Source organism: Streptomyces bobili (genome assembly GCF_002154575.1).
Classification (GTDB): domain Bacteria; phylum Actinomycetota; class Actinomycetes; order Streptomycetales; family Streptomycetaceae; genus Streptomyces; species Streptomyces bobili.
This window is the reverse complement of the sequence record NZ_MUBA01000717.1, coordinates 1-5,788: the sequence shown is the minus strand read 5'-3', so window position 1 is coordinate 5,788 and position 5,788 is coordinate 1. Positions and strand designations below refer to the sequence as shown.

General features: G+C 70.7%; 7 protein-coding genes. 3 read left to right on the top strand and 4 right to left on the bottom strand.

Annotated features, from left to right (window positions below; genetic code table 11):
* Positions 1–34 precede the first annotated feature (34 nt).
* On the top strand, positions 35–241 hold the full coding sequence (locus BZL64_RS36680) for an Imm32 family immunity protein (protein WP_086773338.1): 207 nt from the start codon (positions 35–37) through the stop codon (positions 239–241).
* Between the two features lie 19 nt (positions 242–260).
* Here BZL64_RS36680 and BZL64_RS36675 read toward each other — a convergent pair whose 3' ends face one another.
* Entirely contained in the window at positions 261–455 is a 195-nt protein-coding gene (locus BZL64_RS36675) for a hypothetical protein (protein WP_086773337.1), read from the bottom strand.
* 408 nt (positions 456–863) lie between these two features.
* On the opposite strand from BZL64_RS36675, the gene BZL64_RS36670 reads away from it, so the two are divergent.
* On the top strand, positions 864–2,018 hold the full coding sequence (locus tag BZL64_RS36670) for an acyltransferase family protein (RefSeq protein ID WP_086773336.1): 1,155 nt from the start codon (positions 864–866) through the stop codon (positions 2,016–2,018).
* Here BZL64_RS36670 and BZL64_RS36665 read toward each other — a convergent pair.
* Complete coding sequence (locus BZL64_RS36665; RefSeq protein ID WP_086773335.1) at positions 2,015–2,458, bottom strand: HD domain-containing protein; 444 nt, start codon at positions 2,456–2,458, stop codon at positions 2,015–2,017. The genes BZL64_RS36670 and BZL64_RS36665 overlap by 4 nt on opposite strands.
* A 34-nt stretch (positions 2,459–2,492) precedes the next feature.
* The gene (locus BZL64_RS36660) at positions 2,493–3,677 is read right to left on the bottom strand and encodes a PP2C family protein-serine/threonine phosphatase (protein WP_086773334.1); all 1,185 of its coding nucleotides are present in this window, start codon (positions 3,675–3,677) and stop codon (positions 2,493–2,495) included.
* A gap of 163 nt (positions 3,678–3,840) precedes the next feature.
* On the opposite strand from BZL64_RS36660, the gene BZL64_RS36655 reads away from it, so the two are divergent.
* On the top strand, positions 3,841–5,106 hold the full coding sequence (locus tag BZL64_RS36655) for a GNAT family N-acetyltransferase (RefSeq protein ID WP_086773333.1): 1,266 nt from the start codon (positions 3,841–3,843) through the stop codon (positions 5,104–5,106).
* A 20-nt stretch (positions 5,107–5,126) separates the two neighbouring features.
* On the opposite strand, the gene BZL64_RS36650 is transcribed toward BZL64_RS36655, so the two are convergent.
* On the bottom strand, positions 5,127–5,788 hold a 662-nt coding region (locus BZL64_RS36650), incomplete at its 5' end, for an Fpg/Nei family DNA glycosylase (RefSeq protein WP_107430425.1).

Genomic DNA, 5,788 nt, shown 5'->3' with positions numbered 1-5,788 from the left:
GTGGGGGTGCGGGGCGGCGCTGTAGCGTGGCCGGATGGATGAAGCCCGGATCAAGGTGTACGGCTCGGCCACCGAAATCACCGTCGCGGGCAACGCCGCGGGGCTGCGAGAACTGGCCGAACGGCTCATCGGGCTCGCCGCTCCCGAACTGCGGGGCGGCTACCACGAGCATCTCGAAGGCGGGATCAACCTTGAGGACGGCTCGGTCAGCCTGATCCTGGAGCGGGACGACGAGCTGTAGGACCGTCCGACCGCGTCGCCTAGAAACTGATCGAGTTGATCGTTTCGGCGAGGGAGTCGAGGAAGCGGTTGATCGACGGGGCCATGCCCGTCGAGGCGAGGAAGAAGCCGAACAGGATCGCGACTATGGCTGGGCCTGCCTTGATCGACCCGCCTCTGATCAGGACGACCAGGACGATCGCCAACAGCAGCACCACTGACAGTGAAATGGCCACAACTGATCACACACCCTCGTCGGTCCGCTCTCCCGGCCCGGGGGACGCGACCCGCGCACCCCGCCTAGACCATCGTGCCACCAACGTGGCCTCCCTATGCGGCGGCTGACGCATCCTCGGCGGCAACTGTCCGTGTCCGACCGGGCCGCACCGCCCGCCGGAGTCCGCCGCGCCGGAATTGACGGACGAACTCCGCATACAAATTCACAACTGGCGTGCAGGTAATTCGAATTGTGGGCACAGAGTCTCCGCCGACACCCTAACAACCGCCGTTATGCACCTTTTAGTCGGGATGAATCGTGACATACAAGGCACTTGAGGGGGTGGTCACTTGGAAATTGCGAGGAATGAGATCGCGTTGACGAGGAACGTTTTACGGACCGCCATGACGACGCTAGGGTGCCTCAGATGTTCCACGCCGCTTCGCCTCCCCTGTCGAGTCCGAACTCATCCGTGAGTGAGAAAGATCAGCACCGACCGTCCCCCGACAGACGGTCGAAGCAGCGTGACGCGTTCTTCGACAACGCCAAGTACCTGGCGATCGTGCTGGTCGCCATCGGTCACTCCTGGGAGCCCCTGAAGGGCGACAGCCGGGTGCTCCAGGCCGCCTACCAGTTCGTGTACGCGTTCCACATGCCGGCGTTCATCCTCATCTCCGGCTACTTCTCGCGCAGTTTCGACGGCAGCCCGGCCCGGCTGAAGCGCCTGGTGACCGGTGTCGTCGTGCCGTACGTCGTCTTCGAGACGGCCTATCCGCTGTTCAAGCAGGTCGTCGACCACGATCCGCAGGCCGCCGTCACACTCCTCGACCCGTACTACCTGACCTGGTTCCTGTGCGCGCTGTTCATCTGGCGGCTGACCACCCCGGTCTGGAAGATGATCCGCCATCCGCTGCCGGTGGCTCTGGGCATCGCGATGCTGGCGTCCGTCACGCCGGGCGTGACCGGAAGCCTGGACCTTCAGCGTGTCCTTCAGTTCCTGCCGTACTTCGTGCTGGGGCTGTGTCTGCGGCCGGAGCACTTCCGGATGGTGCGCCGGTGGCGGGTGCGGATCGCGGCCGTGCCGGTGTTCATGTTCGCGCTGGCCTTCTCCTGGTGGGCGGTGCCACGGATGGACACGGGCTGGCTCTACCACCGCTCCTCCGCGCAGGAGCTGGGCGTGCCGTGGTGGGTGGGCCCCGTCATGCAACTGGCGCTGTTCGGCTGCTCGCTGCTGCTGACCGTCTGTTTCTTCTCCTGGGTGCCGGGCCGCACGATGTGGTTCACGGCACTCGGTGCCGGCACCCTCTACGGCTATCTGCTGCACGGCTTCCTGATCAAGGGCGCCGACTACCGCGGCCTGTTCGATCCCGCATGGCTGCACGGCCCGCTCGGCGAGATCGCCGTCACCGTGGCCGTCGGCCTCGCCGTCACCCTGCTGTGCACCAAGCCCGTCCGGTGGGTGTTCCGGGGCGTGATGGAGCCGAAGATGGACTGGGCGTTCAAGCAGCGGGACGTCCCCGCCGAGCCGGTCCGGGTACAGAGGCGGGAGCCGGGGCGGGATCGCGAGAAGGTCGACGCCTAGGAGGCCGTGAGGCCGAGGAGTGCGCGCATGCGGGCGTACTTCTCGGTCAGGCGTGCGCGGGTCGGTTCGTCCAGGACGGCCAGCCGGGCCGGGTCGGCGTTGTGCGCGAGGTCGGCCTCCTTCACCAGGAGCGCGCCCGGGGTGGCGAGAATGCGCCCCGCGTACTCCTGAGGCGTCTCCCCCGCCCGCTTGGTGACCGCCCTGACGACAGCCTTCGTACGGTCGCTCAGGGCCGCCTCGCTCAGCCAGGTCTCGGAGAGCGCGTCGTCCTCGACGGCGTCGTGCAGCCAGGCCGCCGCGATCTGGTCGGGGTCGCCGCCGCGGGACCGTACGCCGTCCGCGACCGCCTCGAGGTGCTCGGTGTAGGGGCGGCCCGCCTTGTCGGTCTGGCCCTCGTGGGCCGTGCGGGCGAGGGCCTCGACCTCGGTGAGGGTCAGCATGCGTGTCCTTCCGCGGGAGCCGGACCGTCCGGGTCTACAGCAGCGAGGCCGCCTGGGCCGTCGGGCCCTCGCGGCAGACCAGGAGCAGGGCCCGGTCGTCGTTGACGTCCTTGGCGACCGCCTCGATCAGGTGCCAGGCCGCGCCCTGGAAGCCGCCCGCGACATAGCGGTCGGCCTCGCCGGTGAGGCGGTCGATGCCCTCGACGATGTCACGGTCGGAGGTCTCCACCAGGCCGTCGGTGAACAGCATGAGCACGTCGCCGGGGCGCAGCGTGCCCTTCACCGGGTCGAACTGGGCGCCCTCGTACACGCCGAGCAGCGGGCCCTCCGCGGCCTTCTCCTCCCAGCGGCCGCTGCCCGCGCTGAGCTGGAGGCCCGGCGGGTGGCCGGCGGAGTACAGCTCGTAGTCCCCGGAGTCGAGGTCGAGGACGAGGTGGATGGAGGTGGCGAAGCCCTCGTCCCAGTCCTGGCGGAGGAGGTAGCCGTTGGCCGCCGGGAGGAAGGCGTGCGGGGGCAGGGAGCCGAGCAGGCCGCCGAAGGCGCCGGACAGCAGCAGGGCCCGCGAACCCGCGTCCATGCCCTTGCCGGAGACGTCCGTGAGGACGACCTCCATGGTGCGGCCGCCGTTGGTACGGGCCGCGACGACGAAGTCGCCGGAGAACGACTGGCCGCCCGCGGGCCGCAGCGCCATCTCGCGGTGCCAGCCCCGCGGCAGCGTCGGCAGCTTGCTCTGCACCCGGATGCGTTCGCGCAGGTCGAACAGCATGGTGCCGCCGCGCCGCCAGGGCACGCCGACCCGGCTGCGGAACTGGGCGATGAGCAGCCCGACGAAGCCGCAGGCCGCGACGACCAGCACCACGCCGGGCGTGACCCGGGCCGCGCCCTCCGTGTACGGGCCGAGCTGCACCGACTCCACGATCAGCGCCGTGGCCGCCGCCGCGTACAGGCCGAGCAGGGACGCCGGGCGCAGCACGAGGCCGCCGGCGACGATGGGCAGGACCAGGGCGGCCGGTGAGCACCACACCGGATCGGTGAGCGTGACGGCCGCGATCACCGGGACGGTGAGCAGCAGACCGGCCAGCGCGATCCAGTCCGAACCGTCGCCGCGGAAGTAGTCCACGGCACTTCTGCGCAGGCCTGTGCGGACCCGGTGCACCAGGTGCTTCAACCGGGCCGTCAACGTCGCGGCTTCCGAGCGCCGCTGTCGTCCTGCCGCCATTAGTTCGGGACCCTATCCATCCAACCCACCGCTTGGCACGGGAGGTCCCACTTGTCCCCCGTCCGAGACTCGCCTTCACAGTGAACGCCACGGAAAGCGCTCGCGTCGCCAGGAGGGAGAAATCCCCTGGCTCGTCCCGCATTGCCCTGGTAGGCATGGATCCATGACGACTGAGGCGACGGGCCGTACGGGCCTCCCGGCGACCGACCTGCGGCCCTTGCTGCGGGACGACTGGGACAATTGGTACGACACCCTGCTGCGCGCCTTCGGCGGGGCCGGCGAATCGGCCGAGGAACGCGCGCTGTGGCGCGACATCACGCCGTACGAACGGTCCTTCGGCGCCTGGGACGGGGCCGAACTGGTCGGGACGGCCGGGGCCTTCGACTTCCGGCTGACGGTACCCGGCGGGGCCTCGGTGCCGACGGCCGGGGTGACCATGGTCTCCGTGTCCGCGACGCACCGCCGGCGCGGGGTGCTGACCTCGATGATGCGGCGGCAGCTGGACGACATCCGTACGTGGGGCGATCCGCTCGCCGTCCTCACCGCCTCCGAGCCCGCCATCTACGGGCGGTTCGGCTACGGCGCGGCGACCTTCGGGCTGCACGCCGAGATCGACACCAGCCGGGTACGGCTGTCCGTCCCGGCCGGTACCGACGGCGTACGGCTGCGGTACGCCGAGACCGGGGCCGTCCTCGACGTGTGCGAGGCGGTGTACGCGCGGACCGTGCCGCTGCGGGCCGGGATGCTGGCGCGGCGGCCCGGATGGGAGCGGCTCGGGGTGCTCGATCCGGAGAGCGAGCGGGGCGGGGCGTCGCCGCTGCAGTGCGTGCTGGCCGAGCGGGACGGGGAGGTCACCGGGTACGTCCGGTACCGGGTGAAGCCGAAGTGGACGGACTCCGGGCACAACGGTGAGGTACTGCTCACCGACCTCGCCGCGGTCGACGCGGTGTCGGAGGCGGCACTGTGGCGGTTCCTGTTCGGGATCGACCTCACGACCTCGCTGAAGGTGCGGGGCCGGCCGCTGGACGAGGCCTGGCAGCATCTCGTCTCCGACATCCGGCGGTGCGAACTGCGGGTGCGGGACTCCCTGCACGTACGGCTGGTGGACGTCGGGGCCGCGCTGGCGGCACGGACCTACCAGGCGCCGGTGGACGTGGTGCTGGACGTCGAGGATGCCTTCTGCCCGTGGAACGCCGGGCGTTGGCGGCTGTCGGGGGACGCGAAGGGGGCCGTCTGTTCGCCTACGACGGATGCGGCCGATCTGCGCCTGTCGATACGGGAGTTGGGGGCGGCGTACCTCGGGGGCGTGTCGCTGGGCTCACTGGCTCGGGCCGGGCGGGTGCGGGAGCTGCGGCCGGGAGCCCTGGCCGAGGCCTCGGTGGGGTTCGGGTCGGCGAGCGGGGAACCCTGGCTGCCGCACGGGTTCTGAGTTCCCGAGGGGGCGGTGCGTCAGGGTTTCTGGCAGGTGGGGCACCAGAAGAGGTTGCGGGCCGCGAGGGGGGCGGTGCGGACCTGGTCGCCGCACAGGAGGCACGGCTGATGGGTACGGCGGTAGACGTACACCTCGCCGCCGTGGTCGTCGACGCGGGGCGGGCGGCCCATCGCCTCCGGGGTGTGCTCCGGGCGGACCGTGTCGATGCGGTTGTCGCGGACTCCCTCGCGCATCAGGGCCACCAGGTCCGACCAGATCGCCGACCACTCGGCGGGCGTGATGTCCTTGCCCGCGCGGTACGGGTCGATGCCGTGCCGGAAGAGGACCTCGGCGCGGTAGACGTTGCCGACGCCCGCGATGACCTTCTGGTCCATCAGGAGAGCGGCGATCGTCGTACGGCTGCGGGAGACACGGCGGAACGCCCGGTCCGGGTCGGCGTCCGCGCGGAGGGGGTCGGGGCCGAGGCGGTCGTGTACCGCCTGCTTCTCGGCGTCCGTGATCAGGGCGCAGGTGGTGGGGCCGCGGAGGTCCACATAGCCGGTAGGGGCGGTGAGGCGCAGGCGGACGGTGTCCGTGGGCGGGGGCGCGGGGGTGCCCGGGGCCGCCTCGCCGAAGGTGACCTTGCCGAAGAGGCCCAGGTGGATGTGGATCCAGGTGTCTCCGGCGAAGCCGAGGAAGA